The organism is Streptomyces sp. CG4 (assembly GCF_041080655.1).
Lineage (GTDB): Bacteria > Actinomycetota > Actinomycetes > Streptomycetales > Streptomycetaceae > Streptomyces.
The window spans coordinates 5942340-5964760 of the sequence record NZ_CP163525.1; the positions used below are offsets into that span (position 1 = coordinate 5942340).

Annotated in this window: 18 protein-coding genes and 1 other RNA gene; 13 read left to right on the forward strand and 6 right to left on the reverse strand. The window is 71.6% G+C overall.

Going from position 1 to position 22421, the window contains the following annotated elements:
• Positions 1 to 1389, reverse strand: a complete 1389-nt coding sequence (locus AB5L52_RS27020; RefSeq protein WP_351025326.1) for an ABC transporter substrate-binding protein — start codon at positions 1387 to 1389, stop codon at positions 1 to 3.
• Between the two features lie 323 nt (positions 1390 to 1712).
• The gene (locus AB5L52_RS27025) at positions 1713 to 5909 is read right to left on the reverse strand and encodes an FHA domain-containing protein (protein ID WP_369366724.1); all 4197 of its coding nucleotides are present in this window, start codon (positions 5907 to 5909) and stop codon (positions 1713 to 1715) included.
• A 447-nt stretch (positions 5910 to 6356) separates the two neighbouring features.
• Between AB5L52_RS27025 and AB5L52_RS27030 the strand changes: the two genes are divergently transcribed.
• The 4 genes from AB5L52_RS27030 to AB5L52_RS27045 all read left to right on the forward strand — a co-directional run bounded on the left by AB5L52_RS27030 (position 6357) and on the right by AB5L52_RS27045 (position 11881).
• Positions 6357 to 8039 carry a serine/threonine-protein kinase gene (locus AB5L52_RS27030; protein WP_369366726.1) on the forward strand — a complete coding sequence of 561 codons (1683 nt, stop codon included), beginning with the start codon at positions 6357 to 6359 and terminating at the stop codon, positions 8037 to 8039.
• A 157-nt stretch (positions 8040 to 8196) separates the two neighbouring features.
• Positions 8197 to 9423, forward strand: coding sequence for a serine/threonine-protein kinase (locus AB5L52_RS27035; RefSeq protein WP_369366727.1), 1227 nt, complete (start codon positions 8197 to 8199; stop codon positions 9421 to 9423).
• Between the two features lie 73 nt (positions 9424 to 9496).
• Entirely contained in the window at positions 9497 to 10603 is a 1107-nt protein-coding gene (gene prfB, locus AB5L52_RS27040) for a peptide chain release factor 2 (RefSeq protein ID WP_351025337.1), read from the forward strand.
• Between the two features lie 300 nt (positions 10604 to 10903).
• The gene (locus AB5L52_RS27045; RefSeq protein WP_369366730.1) at positions 10904 to 11881 is read left to right on the forward strand and encodes a hypothetical protein; all 978 of its coding nucleotides are present in this window, start codon (positions 10904 to 10906) and stop codon (positions 11879 to 11881) included.
• A 94-nt stretch (positions 11882 to 11975) separates the two neighbouring features.
• Here the strand turns inward: AB5L52_RS27045 and AB5L52_RS27050 are convergent, their stop codons facing one another.
• Positions 11976 to 12167 carry a hypothetical protein gene (locus AB5L52_RS27050; RefSeq protein ID WP_023550109.1) on the reverse strand — a complete coding sequence of 64 codons (192 nt, stop codon included), beginning with the start codon at positions 12165 to 12167 and terminating at the stop codon, positions 11976 to 11978.
• 235 nt (positions 12168 to 12402) lie between these two features.
• Here AB5L52_RS27050 and ftsE point away from each other — a divergent pair, with 235 nt between their 5' ends.
• The 5 genes from ftsE (at position 12403) to ssrA (ending at position 16349) form a co-directional block, all read left to right on the forward strand.
• Positions 12403 to 13092: a cell division ATP-binding protein FtsE gene (gene ftsE / locus AB5L52_RS27055; protein WP_031159396.1), complete on the forward strand. Its 690-nt coding sequence runs from the start codon at positions 12403 to 12405 to the stop codon at positions 13090 to 13092.
• 34 nt (positions 13093 to 13126) lie between these two features.
• The gene (gene ftsX, locus AB5L52_RS27060; protein WP_351025344.1) at positions 13127 to 14044 is read left to right on the forward strand and encodes a permease-like cell division protein FtsX; all 918 of its coding nucleotides are present in this window, start codon (positions 13127 to 13129) and stop codon (positions 14042 to 14044) included.
• Between the two features lie 67 nt (positions 14045 to 14111).
• The gene (locus AB5L52_RS27065) at positions 14112 to 15281 is read left to right on the forward strand and encodes a S41 family peptidase (protein ID WP_351025346.1); all 1170 of its coding nucleotides are present in this window, start codon (positions 14112 to 14114) and stop codon (positions 15279 to 15281) included.
• Positions 15282 to 15347: 66 nt separating this feature from the next.
• Positions 15348 to 15890, forward strand: a complete 543-nt coding sequence (gene smpB, locus AB5L52_RS27070) for an SsrA-binding protein SmpB (protein WP_351025778.1) — start codon at positions 15348 to 15350, stop codon at positions 15888 to 15890.
• A 90-nt stretch (positions 15891 to 15980) separates the two neighbouring features.
• Positions 15981 to 16349, forward strand: a transfer-messenger RNA (tmRNA) gene (ssrA, locus tag AB5L52_RS27075).
• An 82-nt stretch (positions 16350 to 16431) separates the two neighbouring features.
• Here the strand turns inward: ssrA and AB5L52_RS27080 are convergent.
• Both AB5L52_RS27080 and AB5L52_RS27085 read right to left on the reverse strand, forming a co-directional pair.
• Complete coding sequence (locus AB5L52_RS27080) at positions 16432 to 16824, reverse strand: hypothetical protein (RefSeq protein ID WP_369366733.1); 393 nt, start codon at positions 16822 to 16824, stop codon at positions 16432 to 16434.
• Positions 16821 to 17102: an Arc family DNA-binding protein gene (locus AB5L52_RS27085; protein WP_369366735.1), complete on the reverse strand. Its 282-nt coding sequence runs from the start codon at positions 17100 to 17102 to the stop codon at positions 16821 to 16823. Before AB5L52_RS27085 ends, AB5L52_RS27080 begins: the two co-directional genes overlap by 4 nt.
• A 329-nt stretch (positions 17103 to 17431) precedes the next feature.
• Between AB5L52_RS27085 and AB5L52_RS27090 the strand changes: the two genes are divergently transcribed.
• The 3 genes from AB5L52_RS27090 to AB5L52_RS27100 all read left to right on the forward strand — a co-directional run bounded on the left by AB5L52_RS27090 (position 17432) and on the right by AB5L52_RS27100 (position 20102).
• Positions 17432 to 18034, forward strand: coding sequence for a hypothetical protein (locus AB5L52_RS27090; RefSeq protein WP_369368978.1), 603 nt, complete (start codon positions 17432 to 17434; stop codon positions 18032 to 18034).
• Complete coding sequence (locus tag AB5L52_RS27095) at positions 18022 to 19053, forward strand: hypothetical protein (protein ID WP_369366737.1); 1032 nt, start codon at positions 18022 to 18024, stop codon at positions 19051 to 19053. The genes AB5L52_RS27090 and AB5L52_RS27095 overlap by 13 nt, the downstream gene beginning before the upstream one ends.
• A gap of 146 nt (positions 19054 to 19199) precedes the next feature.
• Positions 19200 to 20102: a hypothetical protein gene (locus AB5L52_RS27100; protein ID WP_369366739.1), complete on the forward strand. Its 903-nt coding sequence runs from the start codon at positions 19200 to 19202 to the stop codon at positions 20100 to 20102.
• Here the strand turns inward: AB5L52_RS27100 and AB5L52_RS27105 are convergent.
• Positions 20087 to 21304, reverse strand: coding sequence for an MFS transporter (locus AB5L52_RS27105; RefSeq protein ID WP_369366742.1), 1218 nt, complete (start codon positions 21302 to 21304; stop codon positions 20087 to 20089). The two genes, AB5L52_RS27100 and AB5L52_RS27105, sit on opposite strands and share 16 nt — an antisense overlap.
• Before the next feature lie 84 nt (positions 21305 to 21388).
• On the opposite strand from AB5L52_RS27105, the gene AB5L52_RS27110 reads away from it, so the two are divergent.
• A complete protein-coding gene (locus tag AB5L52_RS27110) occupies positions 21389 to 22360 on the forward strand; it encodes a LysR family transcriptional regulator (protein WP_351025364.1) in 972 nt (323 codons plus the stop codon).
• Positions 22361 to 22421: the final 61 nt, after the last annotated feature.

Here is a 22421-nt window from a genome sequence, read left to right on the forward strand (position 1 = left end):
TCAGCTCCCGTTTCCGTACGCGGCTGCCGCGTCCTTCTCCAGCTGCGCCTGCGCGCCCGCCACGTCCGCCGGGTTCTTCAGGAAGTCCTGCAGGTCCTTCCACTCGCCCTTGCCCGGGGTGCCGCCGAAGGCCTGCGGGGCCTGGTCGGACATGTCGAAGCGGAAGTCGTCGCCGGACGCGATCAGCGCCTTGGCGATCTTCTGCTGCACCGGGTTCGGGTACGCCGAGATCGGCACGCTCTTGTTCGGCGAGAGATAGCCGCCGAGCCTCGCCTGGATCGTCGCCGCGTCCGGGGAGGCGAGGAAGGTGGCCAGGGCCTGCGCGGCCTTGGAGTCCTTCAGGATCACCGCCGCGTCACCGCCGGAGACCACGGGCGCGGTGGCGCCCACGGCCGGGAACGGGAACACCTTCGCGTCCGTGCCCACCTTCGCCTTCGTCTCGGCGATGTTGACCTGCACGAAGTCGCCCTCGTAGACCATCGCGGCCTTCGGCTGGTCGCCGCCGGTGAAGGTCTGGGTGACCGAGGCCGGGAACTCGGTCTGCAGCGCGCCGTCCTGACCGCCCGCCAGATAGTCCTTCTTGCCCCAGATCTGGGCGAGCGTCGTCAGGGCCTGCTTGACCGAGGGATCCGTCCACTTGATCTTGTGCTGGGTGAGCTGGTCGTACTTCTCGGGCCCCGCCTGGGACAGATAGACGTTCTCGAACCAGTCCGTCAGCGGCCAGCCGTCCGCGCCCGGCACCGAGAACGGGGTGACCCCTGAGTCGTACACCGCCCGCGCCGTCGTCAGCAGGTCCTGCCAGGTCCCCGGCTCCTTGGCGCCCGCGTTCTCGAAGACCTTGGCGTTGTACCAGATCAGCGACTTGTTCGCGGCCTTGTAGTAGACGCCGTACTGCTTGCCGTCGACCTTGCCGATGTCCTGCCAGCCCCGCGAGTAGTTCTGCTGCAGCTCCTTCAGGGCGTCCGGGCCGAGCGGCTTGGCCCACTTCTGCCGCACGGCCTGCTTGATGGCGCCGGGCTGCGGCAGCATCGCCACGTCCGGCGGCTGGCCGCCCGCGATCTTCGAACCGAGGAAGTTGATGATCGGGTCCTGGGCGGGCACGAAGGTGACCGTCGCGCCCGTGCGCTTCTCGAACTCGGCGAGGACCTTCTTGAAGTTGTCCTGCTCGGCGCCGGTCCAGACGGCGGCCACCTCCAGATGGGCGCCGTTCAGCTTCGGCAGGGTGACGGAGGGGCCGGCCGGGGTCTGCTCCCCGCCGCTCTGCTCCTTGGTGCCGCTCTTGTTGCCGCTGCTGGAGCAGGCGCTGAGCGCGAGGGCTCCGGCCAGCAGCGCGGCGAGTGCGGTGACGGCTCTGTGTGTCCGGATGGTGCTGCTGCTCTTGCTGCGCATCACTTCCCCGTTCGTCGTTCTCCGTTGAACGTCGTGGTACCTCATGGTATGTCGCCGTGCGTGCCTGGTACGCCACGGTGTGTCGTGGTACGTCGTCGAACTCGTCGAACTCAAGAAGAGTGTCACTGTCCCGTGCGGTCCGGTGTACGCCGGGCCGCTCAGGGGCGGCAAGAGCGCCTGCGCTGTCAACCCGCGCATCGTGACCGGCTCGTGACCGGGGGTGTATGCGGGCCGGTTCCGGGTGGGAGGGACGAGCCGGTTCCGGTGAGAGGGGCGAGCCGGTTCCGTCGGGAGGGGCGCAGGGAGGGTCTGAGGAGGGACGGTCAGAGGAGGGACGGCACCCGTGCCGCCGACACCTCGCGGGCCGCCCGCTCCACCGCGCTCGCCAACAGGGCCAGGTCGGTGGGACCGTTGCCCAGCTCCCGCACGGGCCGGCGGGCCGGCGGGTCGCCCATGCGCTGCCAGTCCAGCGGGACGACCGTGGGCCGCTGGGTCGCCGTACGCGGGATACGCCCCGTCACCCGGCCACCCTGGAAACCGACGACCCGCCCGTCCGCGTACGCCAACACCCCACGTCCCGGCGCCGGTTCATCGGGACCCGAGGCGGGGGCGTCGAGCACGACCCGCAGGGACGCCCGCCGCGCGGGCTCGGTCTCCGTCGTACGGCCGCCGATCCCGGCCGCCGCCACCAGATGCACCCCGAGCCGCTCGCCGTCCCGGGCCACCGCCTCCAGTGCGCGCATCACCGACCCGGCGGCGGGCCGGCCCGGTGAACCGAGTGAGGGCGAGACCAGCGCGTCCAGGTCGTCCACGACGACCACGAGCCGCGGCAACGGCGGTGCCGCCTCTGCCTGTTGCCGCCCGGCTGCCCCCGGCCGCAGCCGCAGGGTGGAGCTGGGCGGCGCCTCTATGTCACCGCTCCCGGGCGCGCGCTGCGCCACGATCCGGCCCGGCACGGCACGCCCCGCGTGCCACTGCGCGAAGTCCGTGCGGCCCAGCAGCTCCGCCCGCCGCTTCAGCTCGGCGGTCAGCGACTGGGCGAACTCCCGCATGCGCACCGGGTCGTTGGCGACGAGATGCGTGGTGACATGCGGTATGTCGGTGCACACCCGCAGACCCTCGCCGCGCGCCGCGCCCGTCCCGATCCCGTCCCGGCCGTCGACCAGCACCACGCCCAGCCGGTCCGGCCGCTCGGCGGCGGCCAACGAGGCCACCACGGCCCGCAGCAGCTCCGTACGACCGCTGCCGGCCGGCCCCTCGACCAGCAGATGCGGCCCGTCGGCCGCCAACTCGGCGACGAGTGGCCCGCGTGGCCCGGCGCCGAGCACCGCCCGCGCCCGCCCGCCCAGTGCCTGGGCGTCGTCGGCCGCGTCCGCCCAGCGCGCCATCAGCGACGCCGGGGTGGCCCGGGCCAGCCCCAACTCGTCCAGCAACCGCGCCGACTGCGGCAACGGCGTGGCCACACGCGTGTCCCGCTCACCGACCGGGCCGTCCGGCCGCAACGGAGCCAAGGCGCGCGCGAACCGCTCCGCCCAGGCGGGGGAGACGGCGTCCACGGCGGCGAGCGTGCCCGGTCCGACGGGCCCGCCGGGCGCCACCCGCATCAGATGCAGAGCCGTCGCCACATCACCGCTGAGCAGCGCCACGGCACCGCAGTGCCGGAACGTCGGCGTCGCCGCGCACGCGGCCTCGTACGTCCCCGCCACGGGGGAGGCGGCCGAGGCCGGCTCCGTCTCGGCGAGACACACCACATGAATCCCGACCCGCGGCCCGGCCACGGCAAGCCGCGCCACAGCGTCCCGCAGCGCACCGCCACCGGGATCCCCGTCCACTACGACGACGGTATAGGGCCCGGGGAACCCACCGCCCCCAGCGACCTCACCATCACCCTTGGCCCAGGAGGGCCGCCGGGCGGCCGCGACGGCGTGTGCGCCGTGGACGGGGGCGAGGTTCTGGGTGGGGGTGCCGGGGGCGCTGGAGGTGCCGGGGGTGTGCGGGTGTGCGGAGTTGGCGGAGCTGCCCGGGTGGCTGGGGGTGCCAGGCGCGTGCCCGAGCGCGGCGTTCTCGTAGCCGCCAGGGTGGCCGGTGACGGGTACCTGGGGCGGCGCGGCGGGGGTGCCGGGGTGGCTCGGGGCGGGTTTTTGGGGCGGTACGCCGGGGTGGCCGGTGACGGGTGTTTGGGGCGGTAGGCCAGCGGTGCCGGGCGCGTGTCCGAGCGCGGAGTTGTCGTAGCCGCCGGGGCGGTCGGGGGCCGGTGCCTGAGGCGGTACGCCAGGGGTGCCAGGGGTGTGCCCCAGCGGGGAGTTGCCGTAGCCGCCGAAGTGGTCGGCGGTGGGGGCCTGATCCGGTGCGCCGGGAGTGCCGGAGGCGTGCCCGAGGCCGGGGTTGTGGTGGCCCGTGGCGGATGTCCGGGGCGGAACGCCGGGGGCGCCGGGTGCGTGCCCGAGCCCGGGGGCGGCGGAGTTGCCGGGGTGGCCGGTGACGGGTACCCGAGACGGTGTGGCAGAGCTGTCGGGGTGGCCGGAGGCGAATGGTCCGGCCGGTGTGGTGGTGCCGGGGTGGCCGGAAACGTGCCCCTCGGCGGGCGTGGCCGGGGTGGCGGGACCGGCGCCGTGGTTGCCGAGGGCCGCCGGGCCCGGGGCGGGCATGCCGAGTGCGCCCGTGGCTCCCCGCGCGGAAGCCTGGGCGGCGGCGGACGGGCGGGAGCCCTGCGCGGCGGTGCTGGGCGGCTCGCCGTGTGCGGGGGCGGCGGGGTGGGCCGCGCTGCGGACGGTCGTCGCGTGGTCGTCCACCCGGCGCAGCAGTTCCTCCGCGCGGGCCGCCGCCTGTTCGCGGTCGTAGGCCAGCAACAGCCGGCAGTCCTGGCCATGGCCGGGCCGGACGTGCGGAAGCCAGCCCAGCCAGGCCCACTCGGCCGTACGCTCGGCCACCGGACGCGCGCGGTCGGCGCTGATCAGCACGATCTCCAGCTGGTCGGGGGAGTGCAGCGCGGCCAGCTGGGCGACCACGGCCCGGGCCAGACCGGACAGCCGGGGGCGCGGACCGGCCAGGCCGAGCGCGCCCGCCTCGCGCAGTGCCGCCGTCACAGGCACCGCGGGCAGCAGGCCGGAGCCGTCCGGCGCGCTCCGGTCGGCGGTGCCGAGGCGCACGGTCAGCGCCTCCGCGTGACCGGGCCCGCGCTCCCACAGCCGGGGCCCGGGACCGAGCGCCGTCAGCAGCAGTGCGGCCGGATCCGGCCAGGTCTCGGGCTGCTGCGGCGCGACGACCGCCGGGGCGGCGTGAGCCGGGGCCGCGGTCCCGCCGTACACCTCGGGTGCGACAGGCTGCTCCCCGCGCCCGCCGGCCAGCCGCCGCGCCCACGCACCGAGCCCGCGCCGCCGTGCCCCCTGAGGGCCCTCGGCGCTTCGGCCGGGGGTGTCCTTGCGGCCGTGCGCCAGCGGATCCCCGCCGGATTCCGGGTCACCGTCGGTGGTCCCGTATCCCGCCGGGCGCGCCCCTCCGACGCCGAAGCGACCGGCATGCGTATCTCCGCCGCTCCGATTCTCGACAGCCGGCGCCCCGCCCTGCCCCGGCACGATCCCCGGCTCGCCACGCCGATGCTCCAGCCCCCCACCCCCGGAGGACCCCCACCCGCCGGAGTCATACCCGTGCTGAGCAGCATCTTCGTACCCCCCGGACACACCACCGGCAGCCGCCGACAGTGCTCCGCCCCCACCAGGGCCACCCGCACCCGACGACGACGCCTGCACGGCTGGGAACCCAGACCCGGCCGAAGGCCGGTTGCCCCCCAACGCACCCGCACTGGCACCCGCACCGGTACTCTCACCCGCCCCCGCCACCTCCCCCCGCACAACCCGCACACACCCCTCCCCGTCGGAGACGACCCGCACCTGCGCCCCCGCGGCCGGCCCCACCGCGGCAACCCGGAGCGCGGACTCCCCGATCCGCAGCAGGCCCCCGGCAGGGAAGCGCACGGGCCGCTCCCCCACCCGCCCCCCGTCCAGCACCGTCCCGTTCGTCGAGCCGAGGTCGGCGACCGCGACGCGTCCGTCCGCGCCGACGGTGACCGCGCAGTGCAGCCGGGACACATCGGGGTCGTCCAGCGGTACGTCCGCCTCGCCGGAGCGGCCCACGGTGATCCGCCCGCCGTGCAGCAGATGGACTCCGCCCGCGTCCGGCCCCGCGACGACATGCAGCTGGGCCGGCGCGTCGTCCAGCTCGGGATGCGGCTCGGGGGCCGCCGGGGCGGCCAGGGACAGCACGGCGCCGTCGATCAGCGGAGGCTCGCCGAGGGTGTGGCGGCGGGGATCGAGGCGCTCGGCACCCGCGTACAGCACCACGGCCGCGCCACCGGTGTCGCGGCCCGTGCCGCCCTCCCCGGTGACCGCCCCGGCCAGCGCCGACGCGATCGCGCCCAGGTCCGTGCCGGTGGGCGCCGTGACCAGCACGTCGCGGCTCGCGGCACGGCCCCGCTGCGAGGACGGGCCCAGCGGGTCTACGACGGTCAGCCGGATCTGCATCGGCGTCAGCGGTCCCTTCTGCGCGGGTCTGCGCGGGACGGACTTCCCCCCACCCCACACGAGCACATCGGCCAGTACTGGAAGGCATCCTCGCACCTGCCACTGACAACGCGCCCGGGACCCGGTGACAAGTGATCTTGATTGGTCGGCTCTGCCCCCAAAAGTGCCTGACCGATGACCCGCGGGCGATCAGTTGAGATCGGTCACGTCCGGCTTCGGCAACCAGCCGACCGGCTCGTGCGTCTTCCCGTCGAACCGTTCGTTCCGGTCGGAGACGGCCGGAAAAGCCGAATCGGGCCGGAGCCTTCGGACATCTCGCCGAAGCCTTCGGACATCTCGAACAGGCTCGGTAACGCTTGCGTAGTGCCTGGAAAGGCGGCACTACAGTGGGGCGGAGCACCGGAATGCAGGCAAGCAAGCAACAGCAAGCAGCAGGGAGCGCGTGACGTGCGGCCAGTCGGCAGCAAGTACCTGCTTGAGGAGCCGCTCGGACGCGGCGCCACAGGCACCGTCTGGCGTGCCCGCCAGCGCGAGACCGCGGGCGCCGAGGCGGCCGTACCCGGGCAGCCCGGCGAGACCGTCGCGATCAAGGTCCTCAAGGAGGAGCTGGCAAGCGATCCGGACATCGTGATGCGCTTCCTGCGCGAACGTTCCGTCCTGCTGCGCCTGACCCACCCAAACGTCGTCCGGGTCCGCGACCTGGTCGTCGAGGGCGATCTGTTGGCGCTGGTCATGGACCTCGTCGACGGCCCCGACCTGCACCGCTACCTGCGCGAGAGCGGCCCCTTCACACCGGTCGCCGCCGCGCTGATGACCGCGCAGATCGCCGACGCGCTCGCCGCGAGCCACGCCGACGGTGTCGTCCACCGCGATCTGAAGCCCGCCAACGTACTGCTCGCGCAGAACGACGGCCAGATGCACCCGATGCTGACCGACTTCGGCATCGCCCGCCTCGCCGACTCCCCGGGCCTGACCCGCACCCAGGAATTCGTCGGCACGCCCGCGTACGTCGCACCGGAGTCCGCCGAGGGCCGCCCGCAGACCTCCGCGGTCGACATCTACGGCGCCGGCATCCTGCTGTACGAGCTGGTCACCGGCCGTCCGCCGTTCTCCGGCAGCACGGCCCTCGAGGTGCTGCACCAGCACCTGAGTGCCGAGCCGCGCCGCCCCTCCACCGTCCCGGACCCGCTGTGGACGGTCATAGAGCGCTGCCTGCGCAAGAACCCGGACGAGCGCCCGAGCGCCGAGAACCTCGCGCGCGGTCTGCGGGTCGTCGCCGAGGGCATCGGGGTGCACGCGAACGCCGCGCAGATCGCCGCCGCCGAGGGCGTCGGCGCGCTGCTCGCCCCGGACCCGGCCCCGACCGCCGTCCCGGGCGTGCCCGGCGCCGCCGACCCCACGCAGGTGCTGCCGACGAACGCGCCGCAGGGGTCGTACGATCCGAACGCCGCGACCAGTTTCCTGCCGCACACCGGCGGTCCCGCCGGCGCCGCCGACCCCACCGCCGTACTGCCGAACACGGGCGCGGCGGACCCGACGGCGGTGCTGCCGAACACCGGCCCGCCGGGGCAGCAGCCCGAGCAGCCGCACCCCTGGCAGACCCAGCTGCGCGCCGCCCGCGACCGCAACGAGCAGACGCAGGTCCAGCAGTTCCTGTCCCCGGAGGACGACCCGCTGCGCCACCGGCCGCAGCGGCAGGTCGCCAGGCCCGGACAGCAGCCGCGCCAGGCCCCGCAGGCCCGCCCCCAGCAGCCGCAGCCGCGCGGCCGGCAGCAGGGATACCAGCAGGGGTACGGCTATGCGCCGCAGCAGCCCCAGCAGTACGCCCCGCCGCAGCAGCCGCAGCGGTACGCGCCGTCCGCCCCGGAGCCGCAGCGCCCCGCGCGCGAGCCCCGCGCGCCGCGGCAGCGCAGCGCCAACCCCATGAAGATCCCGGGGCTCGGCTGTCTGAAGGGCTGCCTGTTCACGATCGTCATCCTCGTCGTGGCGAGCTGGCTGATCTGGGAGCTGACCCCGTTGCACACCTGGGTCGGCCAGGGCCGGGGCTACTGGCACGAGGTGAGCCACTGGGTCAGCCAGACGAGCAAGTGGCTCAAGGATCTGGGCGGCTCCTCAGGCGGCGGCAACTGACCCCGCGCACTCGCGGCGACCGAACCGGCGTACTCGCGGTAACTGACCGCGAGTTTGCGGCTTTGTCGACATCTGACGGGTGATTTCCGTCTCCGCAGTGAAGGTTGGCTCGTCAGGCGCGTAGTTTTAGCGACAACACGCGTCTGTAGGAGCAGTCTTGGCACGGAAGATCGGCAGCCGGTACACCGCGAACCAGATCCTGGGGCGGGGCAGCGCCGGCACGGTGTGGCTGGGCGAGGGACCCGAGGGCCCCGTCGCGGTCAAGCTGCTGCGCGAGGACCTCGCCTCCGACGAGGAGCTCGTCGGGCGCTTCGTCCAGGAGCGCACCGCGCTGCTCGGACTGGAGCACCCGCACATCGTCACCGTGCGCGATCTGGTCGTCGACGGCAACGACCTGGCCCTCGTCATGGACCTGGTACGCGGCACCGACCTGCGCACCCGGCTGGAGCGCGAGCGGCGGCTCGCCCCCGAGGCGGCCGTGGCGATCGTCGCCGACGTCGCCGACGCGCTGGCGGCGGCCCACGCGGCCGGGGTCGTCCACCGGGACGTCAAGCCCGAGAACGTCCTCCTCGACATGCAGGGCCCGCTCGGCCCCGGCGGCGCCCACCCCGCCCTGCTGACCGACTTCGGCGTCGCCAAGCTGATCGACTCGCCGAAGCGGACCCGGGCCACGAAGATCATCGGCACGCCGGACTACCTGGCCCCCGAGATCGTCGAGGGCCTGCCGCCGCGCGCGGCCGTGGACATCTACGCCCTCGCGACGGTCCTGTACGAGCTGCTGGCGGGCTTCACCCCGTTCGGCGGGGGCCACCCGGGTGCGGTCCTGCGCCGCCACGTCACGGAGACGGTCGTCCCCCTCCCCGGCATCCCCGAGGAGCTGTGGCAGCTGCTCGTGCAGTGCCTGGCCAAGGCGCCCGCGTCCCGGCTGCGCGCCTCGGAGCTGGCGGCGCGGCTGCGCGAGCAGCTGCCGATGCTGGCCGGGATGCCGCCGCTGGACGTGGACGAGCCGGACCTCGCCGAGGAGGCGGTGGAGGAGTCCGCACCGACGGACGCACCGGCGGGGGAGCCGGAACGACGGCGGGGCGCGGTGTCCCTCGTCCCCGGGGCCAAGCCGGACTCCAACCGGGACACGCATACGTCGATGCGGGTGCCGGGGGCGGACGAGCTGGCGGGCGGCGCGCACGGCACGGCCCGCGCGCCCCGCCCCACCGGTACGCCACGACCGGGCTCGGCCCGGCACCGGGCGACGGTACGACGGCGCCGGATCACGCTGGGCGTGGCCGGGGTGGCCGTGGCGGCTGTCGTGGGCGTCGGCGCGTATCTGGCCTCTTCCGGCGGCGACGATCACCCGGCACAGGACACCCACAGCACCTCGACCCCTTGACCCGCCCAGGAGGCCCGGGGGCAGAGCCCCCAGGAGACCCTCGCCGCTCGGCGGAGCCGTTACGCTTGAAGGCGTGGCAGTCGTCGATGTATCCGAAGAGCTGAAGTCCCTCTCCTCGACCATGGAGTCGATCGAGGCCGTCCTGGACCTCGACAGGCTGAGGGCAGACATCGCCGTGCTCGAGGAGCAGGCGGCCGCGCCCTCCCTCTGGGACAACCCGGACGAGGCGCAGAAGATCACCAGCAAGCTCTCCCACCTCCAGGCCGAGGTCAGGAAGGCGGAGGCGCTGCGCGGCAGGATCGACGATCTCGCCGTGCTCTTCGAGATGGCCGAGGAGGAGGACGACCCGGACACCCGCGCCGAGGCCGAGTCCGAGCTGGCCGCGGTGAGGAAGTCGCTGGACGAGATGGAGGTCCGCACCCTCCTGTCCGGCGAGTACGACTCCCGTGAGGCGCTGGTCAACATCCGCGCCGAGGCCGGTGGCGTCGACGCCGCCGACTTCGCCGAGAAGCTGCAGCGCATGTACCTGCGCTGGGCCGAGCAGCGTGGCTACAAGACGGAGCTCATCGAGACGTCGTACGCCGAAGAGGCCGGCATCAAGTCGACCACCTTCTCCGTCCAGGCGCCGTACGCCTACGGCACCCTCTCCGTCGAGCAGGGCACGCACCGTCTCGTGCGTATCTCGCCCTTCGACAACCAGGGCCGCCGCCAGACCTCCTTCGCGGGCGTCGAGGTGCTGCCCGTGGTCGAGCAGTCCGACCACGTCGAGATCGACGAGTCCGACCTGCGCATCGACGTCTACCGGTCCTCCGGCCCCGGCGGTCAGGGCGTCAACACGACCGACTCCGCGGTCCGCATCACGCACCTCCCGACCGGCATCGTGGTCTCCTGCCAGAACGAGCGCTCGCAGATCCAGAACAAGGCCACGGCGATGAACGTCCTCCAGGCCAAGCTGCTGGAGCGCCGCCGCCAGGAGGAGCAGGCCAAGATGGACGCCCTCAAGGGCGACGGCGGCAACTCCTGGGGCAACCAGATGCGTTCGTACGTGCTGCACCCGTACCAGATGGTCAAGGACCTGCGCACCGAGTTCGAGGTCGGCAACCCCGAGGCCGTGTTCAACGGCGAGATCGACGGCTTCCTGGAGGCCGGTATTCGCTGGCGCAAGCAGCAGGAGAAGTAACTTTGTCGACATGACAACTGCCGCCCGAGAGGCGGCAGTTTGTCTTTTGTCTGGGTTTTACATCACACTCACAGGCTTCAACTCGCCCCAAACGCCCACCCAAGGGACATTGCGCCCGCAACGGCCTTGACGTTGCTTTGAAAAATCGGAAGGGTGGCACGCGGCATGCGTACTTAGAGGGGCGCATGTGAACCGGGGGAATGAGTTGACGCGGACTTCGTCACCGGCTGCCTCCCGTCGATCACGGCAACGCCCCACGCGCCGCCTCATTGACGAACAGCTACTGGGGGTAGCAACCATATGACGAAGAAGACGCGGATCCGGGTCGCGCGGATAGCCGCGGGCACCGTGATCGCGGCCGGTGCGTCCCTGACCGCCGCCGGCGCGGCCTCCGCCGCGGGCATCGATGTCCAGGCGGGCCCGATCAACCTGGGCGTGCACACGACTGCCGGGGACGACGGTGGCACCAACGGCGGCTGCCCGATCGCCGTCTGCACCACCGACGGCGGCACCAACGGCACCGGCGGCAACGCCACCGGTGGCGCCTCCACCACCGGCGGTACCGACACCACCGGCGGCGGCGACGCCACGGGCGGTGGCGCCTCCACCGGCGGTGACAACGGCACCGGCGGCGACGTCACCATCGGTGGCGTCATCGGCGGCGGCACGACCGGTGGCGGCAACGGCACGGGCGGTGACAACGGCACCACCGGCGGTGGCAACGGCACCGGTGGAGACAACGGCACCACCGGCGGCAGCACCACCGGCGGCAGCACCACCGGCGGCACCACCACCGGGGGCTCCACCACCGGCTCCACGACCGGCGGCTCCACCACCGGTGGCAGCACCACGGGTGGCTCCACGACCGGCTCCACCACGGGCGGCTCCACGACCGGCGGCAGCACCACGGGTGGCTCCACCACCGGCGGCTCCACCACGGGCGGCTCCACCACCGGTGGCAGCACCACCGGCGGTTCCAGCACCACGGGCGGCTCCGGCAGCACGGGTGGCAGCAGCACCGGTGGCTCCTCCAGCACCGGCGGCAACAACGACACCCCCCAGGGCGGCAACAACAACGCCACCCAGGACCAGGGCTCCTCGAACCTCAGCGACACGGGCTCCGACAGCAAGCCCCAGGGTCACGACAAGCAGCTCGCCGAAACCGGTGCCGGCGAGACCATGTTCCTGGTCATCGGCGCCGCGACGATGATCGCCGGCGGCATCGGCTTCCGTGTCCTGCCGCGGCTGGTGAACGGCCGGGGCGGCGCGGCCGCCTGACCGTAGCCGTCAGGTCACACAGCGCACGCAATGTGCACCATTAAGGGCCCGGAGCTTGGCGCTCCGGGCCCTTGAGGCGTCTTCTTCGCGCGTCTCACGCGGTCTGGTGCGCCAGCAGCGCCACCGCGGCGATCAGCACCGCCAGCAGCGCGATCAGCGCCATCGGGTTCACCCCGCCCAGAAAACCCTCTTGCTGCAGTCGCTCGCGGTTGGCACGGCACACCGGGCACCGGCCCTCGCTCACGGGCGCCGCGCAGTTCGCGCACACCAACCGGTCGTACGTCATGCGGTCGCCCTCCTTGCTCCGGCCATCAGTCGTACAACGCTCACGGGAACGAGAACGTTCCCCCTCCACTGTGCCAGGTTCCCGCGGAGCTCGCGCCGGGTCCTGCCCGGCGGACAGGCCGCAGTGCCCGGCACAAAAGCGACAAGCCTTACCCAACCTCGACCTGCGACTGCACTTGCACACCCGGTTCGCGTATGGTCACGCTCATCTACCCCCGGCGACCCGTGGTGCATCCGTGATCCGATTCGACAACGTCTCCAAGGTCTACCCCAAGCAGACCCGCCCCGCACTCAGGGATGTCTCCCTGGAGGTGGAGAAGGGCGAGTTCGTCTTCCTCGTGGGGTCCTCCGGCTCCGGAAAGTCCACCTTCCTGCGGCTCGTCCTCCGCGAGGAGCGGTGCAGCCACGGACAGGTGCACGTGCTGGGCAAGGACCTCGCCCGCCTCTCCAACTGGAAGGTGCCGCAGATGCGCCGCCAGCTGGGGACGGTCTTCCAGGACTTCCGGCTCCTGCCGAACAAGACCGTCGCGGAGAACGTGGCCTTCGCCCAGGAGGTCATCGGCAAGTCCCGCGGCGAGATCCGCAAGTCCGTGCCGCAGGTGCTCGACCTGGTCGGGCTCGGCGGAAAGGAGGACCGGATGCCCGGCGAGCTGTCCGGTGGTGAGCAGCAGCGCGTGGCCATCGCGCGGGCCTTCGTCAACCGGCCCAAGCTGCTCATCGCCGACGAGCCCACCGGCAACCTCGACCCGCAGACCTCCGTCGGCATCATGAAGCTGCTCGACCGGATCAACCGGACGGGCACCACCGTCATCATGGCGACTCACGATCAGAACATCGTGGACCAGATGCGCAAGCGCGTCATCGAGCTGGAGAAGGGCCGCCTCGTCCGCGACCAGGCCCGCGGCGTCTACGGCTACCAGCACTAAGCAAGTTCACGACGGAAAGGCTCGACCAGACGCCATGCGCGCCCAGTTCGTCCTGTCGGAGATCGGTGTCGGTCTCCGCCGCAATCTGACGATGACCTTCGCCGTCATCGTCTCCGTCGCCCTGTCCCTGGCCCTCTTCGGCGGTTCGCTGCTGATGAGCGACCAGGTGAGCACCATGAAGGGCTACTGGTACGACAAGGTCAACGTCTCGATCTTCCTGTGCAACAAGCACGACGCCGACTCGGACGTGAACTGCGCCAAGGGCGCGGTCACCGAGGACCAGAAGAACCAGATCCTCTCGGACCTGCACAAGATGCCGGTCGTCGACAAGGTGTCCTACGAGTCGCAGGACGAGGCGTACAAGCACTACAAGGAGCAGTTCGGCAACTCCCCGCTGGCCAGCTCGCTGACGCCGGACCAGATGCAGGAGTCGTACCGGATCAAGCTCAAGGACCCGCAGAAGTACCAGGTCATCGCGTCGGCCTTCAACGGGCGTGCCGGTGTGCAGTCCGTGCAGGACCAGAAGGGCATTCTGGACAACCTCTTCCAGCTGCTGAACCTGATGAACCGGGGCGCGCTCGGCGTGATGGCGATGATGCTGATCGTCGCGCTGCTGCTGATCGTCAACACGGTGCGCGTCTCGGCGTTCAGCCGCCGGCGCGAGACCGGGATCATGCGCCTGGTCGGTGCCTCGGGCTTCTACATCCAGGCGCCGTTCATCGCCGAGGCCGCGGTCGCCGGGCTCATCGGCGGTGGGCTCGCCTGTGTGGGCCTGGTGGTCGGGCGGTACTTCACCATCGACCACGGCATGGACCTGTCCCACAAGCTCACGCTCATCAACTTCGTAGGCTGGGACGCGGTGTTGACCAAGCTGCCGCTGATCCTCGCCACGAGCGTGCTGATGCCGTCGCTGGCGGCGTTCTTCGCGTTGCGCAAGTACCTGAAGGTGTGACGCATCCCAAGAGGGCCGTACGGGCATCCGGCCGTACGGCCCTTCGCCTTGTCCTAGACTCACCGCCATGTCAGGCCGTGACAAGTTTTCCCAGCCCCGCAGCATCCGCCGCGGGGCCGCCCTGACACTGGTCTTCGCCGGCGTCCTGGTCACCGGCGCGGCGACCGGCTCCTTCCCGGAGCCCGACGCCACCGCGCGCAAGGCCGCCGTCGGCCCGGCGCCCGCGGCCACCCGGCACGAGGACGTCCAGAAGGCCGCCGCCGAGGCGATGGCCGACGGCAAGTCCCCTATGGAGGCCGCCGAGCGGGCCGTGAGCCGCAGCGGGGACCGCTGGGGCGCCGTCTACTCCGAGGGCGAGTACCAGGAGTTCCAGGAGGCCCTCGACGGCCGGTACACCGGCGTCGGCCTGTGGGCGGGGCGTGAGCGGGACGGCCGGATCGAGGTGACCAAGGTGCAGCCCGGCTCGCCGGCCGCCGTGGCGGGGATCCACCGGGGTGACCGGCTGCGCAGCGTCGACGGCGGCAAGGTCGACGGGAAGCCGGTCACCGAGGTCGTCTCGTTACTGCGCGGCGACGCCGACGACGCGGCCGCCGGTACGACCGTCACCGTCGGCCTGCAACGCGGCACGCGCGCGTGGACCGAGAAGCTGCGCCGGGCCAGCCTGTCCACCGACTCCGTCACCGCACGCAGACTGGTCGGCGGGGTCACCGTCGTCAGGATCGCCGCGTTCACCAAGGGCTCCGGCGACGCCGTGCGCGCCGCGCTGCGGCAGGCCCCGGCCGACGCCGGGATCGTCCTCGACCTGCGCGGCAACTCCGGCGGCCTGGTCACCGAGGCGGTGGAGACCGCCTCCGCCTTCCTCGACGGCGGCCTGGTCGCCACGTACGACGTCGACGGCGCCCCGCGCTCCCTGCACGCCGGCCCCGGCGGCGACACCGCCCGGCCGCTGGTCGTGCTGGTCGACGGCGGCACGATGAGCGCGGCCGAGATGCTCACCGGGGCGCTGCAGGACCGGGGCCGCGCGGTGGTGATCGGCTCGCGCACCTTCGGCAAGGGCTCCATCCAGATGCCGACCACGCTGCCCGACGGCTCGGTGGCCGAGCTGACCGTCGGCCACTACCGCACCCCCTCGGGCCACGCGGTCGACGGCCGGGGCATCACCCCGGACCTGGAGGCGGGGCCGGAGGCCCTGACCCGCGCCGAGACGGTCCTGACCGGTCTGGGCGACCCTTCATAACCCCTTAATCGGCTGTACGCACAGCCCCTCCGTAGTGCGAAAATGGACGGCATTATGAGCAAGGGAATGTACGTACCCAAGGAGTCCCAGCCCAAGCAGGGCGGCGGGGCCGCCAAGGCCAGGGACGGCGAGAAGGGCGGCAAGCGCAAGATCGTCGCCCAGAACAAGAAGGCTCGGCACGACTACGCGATCATCGACACCTACGAGGCCGGGCTCGTGCTCACCGGCACCGAGGTCAAGTCGCTGCGCGAGGGACGGACCTCGCTGACCGACGGCTTCGTCCAGATCGACCGGGGCGAGGCGTGGCTGCACAACGCCCACATCCCCGAGTACCACCAGGGCAGCTGGACCAACCACTCCGCGCGCCGCAAGCGCAAGCTTCTGCTGCACCGCGAGGAGATCGACAAGCTGGAGTCCAAGGCCCAGGAGACGGGTCACACCATCGTGCCGCTCGCTCTCTACTTCAAGGACGGCCGCGCGAAGGCCGAGATCGCGCTCGCCCGAGGCAAGAAGGAGTACGACAAGCGCCAGACCCTGCGGGAGAAGCAGGACCGGCGCGAGTCGGACCGCGCGATCGCGGCGGCGAAGCGGAGGCAGCGCGGCGCGTAGCTCGGGAATACGGTGGCATCGGGGTGCGTTGGTCACGTACGATGGCACCAACACCGGTGGAACCCGGTGTGTGCATTGAAAACACAACATGGGGATGATCGGTTTCGACAGCGGCTGTCGAAGCAGGGGAAGCGTGTCGAGGAAGCGGCAATGATCTCGTAAACCATATGTCGCAAAAAATAATCGCCAACACCAAGCGCGATTCCTTCGCCCTCGCTGCCTAAGTAGCGACTTGCGAAGTGTCAGCCCGGGGCTGTTCCCGACCCGGATCCTGGCATCAGCTAGGGAACTAAACCTTGATCCCGGTCACGGGGTGAAAAGGGAAACCTAACAGTGACTGGGCCCGTCGGCGACTTGTTCGCGTGATCGCCGGGGCCGAGAAAATCGCAGCGAACTGCACACGGAGAAGCCCTGATTCCGCACCGTTGGACGCGGGTTCGATTCCCGCCATCTCCACGAACCCCTCCGGGGGTACCCCATGTGGGCAAAGGCCCCGTCGCTTCTTTGGATTCGAGCGACGGGGCCTTTGCCATGCGCCGTCTCAGCGGTTGAGGTCGAACACCGGCACGCCCAGCCCGCCGTAGGCGTCCGGCTCCACCGTTGCGACCAGGGCTCCCAGAGGCACGGCGGGGTTCGGGCGGGACATGTGTACAGCGGCAGCCATGCCATGGGGTACCCCGCGCCGACCGAGTTCGGCCACTGTGAGGGTGAGAGCGTAGTCGTCGTCGACCAGATGCAGGGCGTCGAGCAGGAGACCGACGTGCTCGGTGATCCCGGAGCGCTCCCGCTCGGCCTCCAGCAGGCACAACATCGGCACCCACAACCGCAGGTCGCCCGTGGTGGCAGCGGTGTGGACGAGACCGGAGACCTGCTTGTTCCCGCCGAGCGTGACGAGCGTGGGGGTGTCGAGGACGAGTTCGTCGACCGGACTCACCGGCCGATCCCCGCCTCCTGCAGGGCCGCACGATGGGCGGCGGCCGCCTCGCGCACCCTGCGTCGTATCTCAGCCGACTCCTCGTCGGTGACCTCGTGCCCGAACAGCTCGGCCAGCACCGCACGGACCCGCTCGCCCCGCTCGCGGATCTGATCGGGGGTGAGGGTCTGTGCGGCGATCTCCTGCATGAGGGCCCGCAGGCTGGTGCCTCGCGCCTCGGCAACCGCGGCAAGTTGGTCGCGTACCTCTTCGGGGACGCGGATCATGACGTCACTCATGGCGCAAGTATACGCAAGGTATACGCGTTCCGTGGTCCCCTTGGGCACATGGTCTGCAGAGGCCAATCGCCGCCCCCTTCAGGTGCACCAGCCGGCGGACATGTCACGGCCCGGCACCAAAGCCCGTCCTGGCACGGCCAGTTGTGCCTCTTTGCACCATTGCGCGCGCTGTGTGCCAGGCGGGCAGCCCCATTCGCTCTTTGTGCCTACGGGCCAGCCCGATACGGTATTTGCTGCTTCTCAGACCTCAACCGTCCCACCAGGAGCCCACCGTGACCCGCCGCTCTCGTCTGCTCACGACAGTCACCGCCGGTGTGACGGCCGCACTTCTGCTCGCCGGGTGTGGAGGAGGCGGCGGCGGAGACTCGAACTCGAAGAACAAGATCTCGGGCGCGGACACGGGTGGTTCGGCATCCGCGTCGCCGAGCGCTTCGGCGTCCGCGGCCACCGGTCGCCCTGAGATCACCTTCCCGTCCGACGCCAAGAACGTCTTCGAGGGCGGGAAGACAGGTGACGCGACGAAGGATGCTGTCCTCGCGGACAGTGCCTTGAGTGTCAATTCCGTGGATGAGGCGATCTTCAAGGGGAGTGCGAGCACGAAGGCGCTCGGCTTCTACAACGCGGGCAAGGCGCTCGGTGAATCGATCACTTACGCGCAGGGATACATCAACAAACACGACACGTGGGTCGGCGAGACGCGATACTTCGATCGAAGTGTGACGCTCTCCGGGGCCGACAAGGCGTACGTCACCTATTGCTCCGACGAGAGCAAGTCCTTCATCAAGCACAAGAAGACGAATAAGATCGAGAACACGCCGACAACTGCGGACAGTTACGTGCTTTACCACACCGCGCTCACCAAGAACGCCGCGGGTGTATGGCAGACCACTGATGTCGTGTCGAACCGGGGGGCCAAAGAATGCCAGCCATAAGGAATGTGGTGAGGGGAGCGGCGATTATTTGCATCGCTTGCGTTCCCCTTTGGTGCTTCACGCCGGCCTACGCGGGCGGGCGTGGTGGCGATGGAAGCCGCGGTCAGACGCAGGAGCAGGGCAACGCCTCTGACGACGGCACCCTCTCCTCGTCGGTCGGCGTGATCGTCTACGACCGCTCGAAGAACGGCTCCGGCAGTTCGGTCGGTCCCGTCACCCCCGCCACTACCTGGACCCCGCCGCCCTGCTGGTACGCCCCGAAGTACACGCCCGACCAGCTGAAGGCGTACCTGGAGCCGATCTGGGAGGCGGAGTCGACGGGGTACGAGTGGGACGCCAAGCAGCGGGACCGCTATGTGAACGGTCACCCGTACAAGGACTTCAACAAGGACAAGGCGGGCAAGGGCTACTGGTGGGACTCGTACGTCGACAAGAGCTTCCCGCCGGGCTGGGACAAGTGCAACGAGCCCATCTTCTGGGTGGACAAGGGCAATCCGCCGCCCGCGAACGTCCCGAACGCCGTCACCACGAAGATCCTCGGGGAACTGGCGTACAAGGAGATCCGCGTCCCCGGCACGAAGGTGTCCCTCGCTCCGGCCGACAAGACCAAGGTGAACCTTCCCACTTGGGCCTGGCTGGATGGTGCCGAGTTCAAGCCGGTCTCGGTGACGGCATCGGTTCCGGTCCTCGGCATCTCTGCCACGACCACGGCTGAACCGGTCTCGCTCAAGATCGACCCCGGCACCTCGGATGCCGAAACCTACCCGGCCTCCGGCGTCTGCGAGATCACCAACGGCCACATCGGCGAGCCCTACGCCACGGGCAGGGCCAACGACACCCCGCCCTGCGGCGTGAAGTACCTTCGCTCCTCCGGTAATGGCTCCTATCAGCTCAGGGCCACGATCACCTGGAAGATCAGCTGGAAGGGCAGTGACGGCGCGGGCGAGCCCCTGCCTGACGGCACGTTCGGGACCACCCAGGACGTCGTGGTCCAGGAGATCCAGTCGGTCAATCGCTAGGCCAGGTGGTGGAGCCGGCGGGCGGTAGCGCCAGGTCAAGCCCCGGTCAACCCGTCGGGTGGCTGTTCCGGCGTGGTGGTGGACGTGGAAGACTGCCCCGGTTGCTGAAGTGAACAGAGTGATGTGTCCGAGGGGGAGTGGGCTGCGTGAGCAAGCGGCAGATACGGAAGATGCTGGACCTGATCGCGAGGGGCGAGCCCGCCGAGCTCACCATCGCATGGGCCTCGGTGAAGAAGGCCGCCCGGCTCGCCTTCGTCGCCCAGCAGTTCGGGTACGAGTACGCGGACGCCCGGTACACCGGTTCGCGCAACAACGTGCTCAAGCTGCTCGTCGTACCCGATCCCAGCCCGGAGGCCCGCAACCGGGCCGCGCAGAACTGGGCCCAGTACCCGAACGCGGCCGACGGCGAGTCGCTGCCGCCCGTCGTGCCCGACGCGTTCGAACTCCTCAAGGCGCGCATCCAGTTCGACCTCACCGGCAAGAGCGCCGAGAAGCGCATGCTGCTCGCGGCCGGCGGACTCACCGTCGGTCTCGTCCTCTTCGTGGTGCGCAAGGGCGGAGGCGTCGGCGCCATGTTCGTGGCCGGTGTCGTGTGGGTGATCCTCATGGCGATCTTCGGCATCGGCTTCGCCGTGACACGCGGACGCAACGCCAAGTTCGCGAACCGCCTCCAGGCCGCCGGCTTCACACCGGTCACGGACGAGACCGGGCGGGTGCGGTATCTGCCGCCGGGGGCTCAGGTACCGGGGGTCGGAGTCGGGGCCGGCGGCCAGGCGGGGCCGTACGGTGCGGCGGCGTACGGCCAGCAGGGCGCCTATGCTCCTTCCGGCCAGCAGGGTTCCTACGGCCAGGGTCCGTACGGTCAGCAGCCTTCGTCGCCGGGGCCGTACGCTCCCCAGGGGTACCCCCAGGCCCAGGCTCACCCCCAGCCGCAGCAGTACGGCCAGCCCCAGCCCTACCCGCAGCCCCAGCAGGCTCCCGGCCCCTACGCGCCCCAGCAGCCGTACCCGCAGCAGCCGCAGCCTCCCCACGGCTACGGTCCCCGCTGACCCGAGGGCCGCAGTACGGCCGCCGCGCCGATGACCAGCGCCGTGCCGGCCGCCGCGACCGGTACCGCGAAGCCCGACTCGGGTGAGGCGTGGTCGGCCGTCCAGCCGCCGATCGCCGAGCCGCAGGCGATGCCGGTCAGCAGGCCGGTGACGGCGAGGCTCATGCCCTCGTTGAGGCGCCCCTCGGGGGTGCGGCGCTGAACGAGCGTCATCGCGGTCACCATCGTCGGCGCGGTGGCCATGCCCGCGACCAGCAGGGCGGCGGCCAGCGCGATCAGGGACCCGATGCCGCGCGCGGCCAGCAGCGGCAGGGTCATCAGTGCCGTCATCGCGGCCAGACACCAGGGATGCCGGCGTTCGGCCGGTCCGGTCGGACGCAGCGCGCCGTACAGCAGGCCCGCCGCGCACGAGCCCGCTGCCTGCAGGGCGAGGACCACGCCGGCCGCCGACCGGTGCCCGTGCGCGTCGGCGTACGCGATCGTGACGACCTCCATGGACCCGAAGACCGTGCCGGTGGCGACGAATCCGGCCAGGAGTGCGGGAAACCCGGGCGCCCGCAACGGCCCCTTGCCCCGGGCGCGTCGCTGGACGGGCGGCTCGGTCGACCGTTGCCCGGTGAACAGCAGCATGCCCGTGAGCAGCAGCACCGCACCCACGAGTGTGCCGGCCTCCGGGAAGAACGTGCCGGTCAGGAAGGAAGCGAGCACCGGGCCGAGCATGAAGCACAGTTCGTCGGCGGCCTGCTCGAAGGAGTTCGCGGTGTGCAGCGCCGCGGGGTCCTCCCGCAGCAGATGGGCCCAGCGGGCGCGGGAGAGGCCGCCGATGTTGGGGGTGGTGGCGGTGAGGGCGTAGGCGGCGAACAGGGTCCAGTCGGGGGCGCCGTAGCGCACGCACAGCAGCAGCGCGAGGCTGCCGAGTACGGAGGCGAGCGTGGCCGGTACGGCGACGCGCGCCTGTCCGTGCCGGTCCACGAGCCGGGCGACCCAGGGCCCGGCCAGCGCGGTCGCCGCGAGCCCGGTCGCGGTGACGGCACCAGCCAGGGCGTACGAGCCGCGGGAACCGGCGATCATCACGACCGCGCTGACGCTGAACATGCCCATGGGGAGGCGGGCGAGCAGGTTGCCGGCGGTGAAGGCACGGGTGCCGGGGAGGCTGAAGAGGCGGCGGTAGCCGGGAGTTGTCGCTGATATGTGCGGGGGCATGTTCCTACCGTCGCCCGGAGTGGATCACCGGGTCCAACACCTTCTCCGCGCCGATTCACGCACCCGCGTTGTAAATTCACCGCCATGCCGGCCCCCTCCGCCATCGACCCCCGCCTCCTGCGCGCCTTTCTCGCCGTCGCCGAGGAACTGCACTTCACCCGCGCCGCCGCCCGCCTGTACATCGCCCAGCAGGCGCTCAGCCGGGACGTCCGGCGGCTGGAACGGGAGCTGGGCGCCGAGCTGTTCGTCCGTACGACCCGGCAGGTGACGCTGACGGCGGACGGCGAACGCCTGCTGCCGCTCGCGCGCCGCGTGCTCGACGCCCAGGACGAACTCCTCGCCTCCTTCGGCCAGGCCCGCCCCCTGCTCGTGGACCTCAACTCCCCGGGCCTGGTCACCGGCCGCCGCGTCCTGCACCGGGCCCGCGAACTCGCCCCCGACTGCGAGCTGATGGCCCGCTACGAGAGCGGCCTGACCGGCGCCGCCGCCGAACTGCTGGCCGGCCGGCTGGACGCCTCCTTCGGCCGGTTCGCCGGCCTGGACCCGGCGCTGCGCTCGGGGCTGGAGCAGCAACCGGTGCGCTACGAGCCCATGGCCGTCGTCCTTCCCGCAGACCATCCGCTCGCCGACCGCACGGAGGTGCCGCTGGCCGCGCTGGCCGGCGAGACCGTGTACGCCGGCGCCGGGAATCCGCGTACCCGGGAGTGGACCGATCTGGCGTCCCGGCTCTTCGCGGGCCACGGCATCCGGCTCGCGCCGCCCCTGCCGCTCGCCGTCGGCGACGAGGAGTTCGAGCGGGTCATGGCCAAGACCGGCCATCCGGTGCTGGCCGTGGTGGACTTTCCGGCCCTGCCCCGCACGGTGCGCCGGCCTCTCGTCGAGCCCGTCCCGCTGTCCCCGGTCTCCCTGGTGTGGCGCAAGGGCCTGGTCCATCCCGGGCTGGACGCGCTGCGCCGGGCGGCGGGAGGGATCGGGGAGGCGGCGGGCTGGCTGCGGCGGCCGGGCGGGAGCTGGATCCCGGAGGCGGACGTGACGACGATGACGGACCGGCAGTGATGTGCTCACGGCACGGGGCCGCCCGGGTGGTGGTCACCCGGGCGGCCCCGTGCGGGCGCGT

Coding starts and splice junctions, on each gene's coding strand:
- AB5L52_RS27025 (WP_369366724.1), bottom strand. CDS start 5,909: ATGCAGATCCGGCTGACCGTCGTAGACCCGCTGGGCCCGTCCTCGCAG.
- AB5L52_RS27095 (WP_369366737.1), top strand. CDS start 18,022: ATGCCAGCCATAAGGAATGTGGTGAGGGGAGCGGCGATTATTTGCATC.
- AB5L52_RS27045 (WP_369366730.1), top strand. CDS start 10,904: ATGACGAAGAAGACGCGGATCCGGGTCGCGCGGATAGCCGCGGGCACC.
- AB5L52_RS27020 (WP_351025326.1), bottom strand. CDS start 1,389: ATGCGCAGCAAGAGCAGCAGCACCATCCGGACACACAGAGCCGTCACC.
- ftsX (WP_351025344.1), top strand. CDS start 13,127: ATGCGCGCCCAGTTCGTCCTGTCGGAGATCGGTGTCGGTCTCCGCCGC.
- AB5L52_RS27085 (WP_369366735.1), bottom strand. CDS start 17,102: ATGAGTGACGTCATGATCCGCGTCCCCGAAGAGGTACGCGACCAACTT.
- smpB (WP_351025778.1), top strand. CDS start 15,348: ATGTACGTACCCAAGGAGTCCCAGCCCAAGCAGGGCGGCGGGGCCGCC.
- AB5L52_RS27110 (WP_351025364.1), top strand. CDS start 21,389: ATGCCGGCCCCCTCCGCCATCGACCCCCGCCTCCTGCGCGCCTTTCTC.
- AB5L52_RS27065 (WP_351025346.1), top strand. CDS start 14,112: ATGTCAGGCCGTGACAAGTTTTCCCAGCCCCGCAGCATCCGCCGCGGG.
- AB5L52_RS27105 (WP_369366742.1), bottom strand. CDS start 21,304: ATGCCCCCGCACATATCAGCGACAACTCCCGGCTACCGCCGCCTCTTC.
- AB5L52_RS27050 (WP_023550109.1), bottom strand. CDS start 12,167: ATGACGTACGACCGGTTGGTGTGCGCGAACTGCGCGGCGCCCGTGAGC.